At 75.4% G+C, this 2799-nt stretch carries 2 protein-coding genes; one reads left to right on the top strand and one right to left on the bottom strand.

The window, feature by feature from the left end:
* Positions 1-138: 138 nt before the first annotated feature.
* Entirely contained in the window at positions 139-1812 is a 1674-nt protein-coding gene (locus ACFCZN_RS19815) for a DEAD/DEAH box helicase (protein WP_429762647.1), read from the bottom strand.
* Positions 1813-2095: 283 nt separating this feature from the next.
* Here ACFCZN_RS19815 and ACFCZN_RS19810 point away from each other — a divergent pair.
* Positions 2096-2799 (top strand): ferritin-like fold-containing protein (locus ACFCZN_RS19810; protein ID WP_430557898.1); only part of this gene is annotated, 704 nt, incomplete at its 3' end.

Below are 2799 nucleotides of genomic sequence, written 5' to 3'. Positions count from 1 at the left end.
ACTGGCCCCTCCCGCTGCCTACCTCTTCCACCCCACCCCCCGCTAGGTAGTTCGTCGTGGCGGTGTATTGTGGAGGCTTGCTGGTGTCGCCGTCCCCCCCCCCCCACGCTCGATGCGCGCCGGGTGCCGTGGTGGGGGTCAGCCCTCCGACGGGGCCTGCGGGGCGGAGGAGCCGCCCTCGACCGGGCGGCCTCCGCGGGTGCGACGGCGGTTGCGGCTGCGACGACGGCGCTGCTCGCCGTCGCGCTGCTCGCCCGCACCGGACGCTGCCGCCTCGGAGCGCTCGCCCGCGCCGTCCGCCGAGCCCTGGCCGGAGCGCGAGCCCTGGCCGGAGCGCGAGGCGCCGCGGCCGCCGCGCGAGCCGCCGTCGCGGCGACCGTCCCGGCCTCCGTCACGACCGCCGCGGTGGCCGTCGCGCTGGCCGCCGGAGGAGCTGGTGCGCTTGCCCGTCTCGCCGAGGTCCTCGAGCTCCTCGGCCTCCAGGCCGCCCAGCTGCTGCTTGCTCTTCGGCAGGCGGCCCTTGGTGCCCTCAGGGATGCCCAGGTCGGAGAAGAGGTGCGGCGAGCTCGAGTACGTCTCGACCGGCTCCGGGAACCCGAGGTTCAGCGTGCGGTCGATGAGCTGCCACCGGGGCACGTCGTCCCAGTCGACGAACGTCACCGCGGTGCCCTGCTTGCCCGCGCGGCCGGTGCGGCCGATGCGGTGCAGGTAGGTGCGCTCGTCCTCGGGGCACTGGTAGTTGACGACGTGCGTGACGTCGTCGACGTCGATGCCGCGCGCCGCGACGTCCGTCGCGACGAGGACGTCGATGTGGCCGTGCCGGAACGCGCGCAGGGCCTGCTCGCGCGCGCCCTGGCCGAGGTCGCCGTGGATGGCGCCGGCCGCGAAGCCGCGGTCGCGCAGCTCGTCGGACACCTTCGCCGCGGTGCGCTTGGTCCGGGCGAACACGATGGTCCGCCCGCGGCCCTCGGCCTGCAGCAGGCGGGCGAGCACCTCGACCTTGTCCAGCGCGTGCGCGCGGTAGACGACCTGGCGCGTGTTCTTCACGGTCGCGCCGTCGTCGTCCGGCTCGGCCGCGCGGATGTGCGTGGGCTGCGACATGTAGCGGCGGGCCATCGAGACCACCGGGCCGGGCATCGTCGCGCTGAACAGCATGGTGTGCCGCACCGCGGGCGTGCGGGCGAGGATCTTCTCGACGTCCGGCAGGAAGCCCAGGTCGAGCATCTCGTCGGCCTCGTCCAGCACGACCGTGGCCGCGCGGGTGAGGTTGAGGTGGCCCTGGTTGAGCAGGTCGACCATGCGGCCCGGCGTGCCGACGACGACCTCCACACCGCTGTTCAGCATCTCGATCTGCGGCTCGTACGCGCGCCCGCCGTAGATCTGCGCGATGCGCACGGAGCGCTTCTTCGAGGCGGTGGCGAGGTCGTTCGCGACCTGCACCGCGAGCTCGCGGGTCGGCGCGACGACGATCGCCTGCGGCTTGCCGGGAGCGGGCAGCTCGTCGTAGCCGGGCTCGCCGGGCGCGACGACGCGGTGCAGCAGCGGAACGCCGAAGCCGAGGGTCTTGCCCGTGCCGGTCTTGGCCTGGCCGATGATGTCGTGACCCTGCAGGGCCACCGGCAGCGTCATCGCCTGGATGGGGAACGGGTGGGTGATGCCGGACTCGCGCAGGGCCTCGACGATCTCGGGGCGCACCCCGAAGTCCGCGAAGGAGACGTCCTGCGCCTGGATGGCGGCGGGGGTGGAGTAGTCGGGCTCGCCGGTGGCGGGCGCCGTGGGGGCCGCGGTGGCGGCGGGTTCGGTCGTGGTCACGGGTACCTTCGTCTGCTCGTCGGCGCGCGCGAACCGGGCTCCCGATCGGGCCGGAGATCCGGCGACGGGCCGTGTTCGGGTCGCAAGGAGCGCCGAGGTGGTCGGCAGCCGATCGCGGAAGAACGTCGCTCAGGCTCGGCAGGGATCCCGCCGGGCCGCTGCGGTCGAGTCAGTGGATTGAGACCCATGGCGTGACGACCGGGCAACCGAAGTACACGCCCATGGTACGCGACGGGTGCCGGGTAGGGGTGTGACGTGGCCGGTCGCCTCTATCCTGAGGCGCGTGAGCGAGCAGCAGAGCACCCCGGACCCCGCCCTGACGACGCTGGTCGGGCTCGCGGCCTACACGGAGCTGGCGGCGTTCGGGCTGCTCGCGGCCCGGTCGGTGGACGCCCCCGACCTTGTCGCCCGTCAGACGCTGGCGACGGCGGCGGGGGAGGCGCTGAGCCGTCAGGAGCGGCTGCTCGATCTCGTCGACGCCCCGGGGCCCGAGGGCTCGGGGGGCGCCGGCGCGGCCGCGACGATGGCCCCGTTCGACGGTGCGCTGGCCGACTTCGACGCCCGCACGACGCCGTCGGGCTGGGCCGAGGGCCTGCTCAAGAGCGTCGTGGGGCTCGGCGTCGCGCAGGACCTGTGCCGCGAGCTCGCCGCGGGCCTGCCCGGCGGCGCGGCAGGCTTCGTGGCCGCCGTGGGCGAGCCCCGGCCCGACGACCCCGCGACCGCCGTGCTGGCGGGGGCCGCCGCGGCGGACGGCGTGCTCGCCTCGCGCCTGGCGCTGTGGGGGCGCCGCGTCGTCGGCGAGGCGCTGGGCCTCGTCCCCGTGCTGCTCGCGGCGCACCCGCCGCTGGCCGCGGTGGGCGCCCACTCCCGGGGGGGCCGCAAAAAAAAAAGGGCGGCCCCCCCAAAAGGGGCCCTCCCCCCACCCCCCACCCAACCCCCCCCCCCAACCGAACCCCCCCACCCCCCCCCCCCCCCCCCCACCAACCC

The organism is Isoptericola sp. NPDC056134, assembly GCF_042264825.1.
Lineage (GTDB): Bacteria > Actinomycetota > Actinomycetes > Actinomycetales > Cellulomonadaceae > Isoptericola > Isoptericola nanjingensis.
Note: the sequence above shows the minus strand (reverse complement) of the source record. Positions and strands in the feature narration are given on the sequence as shown.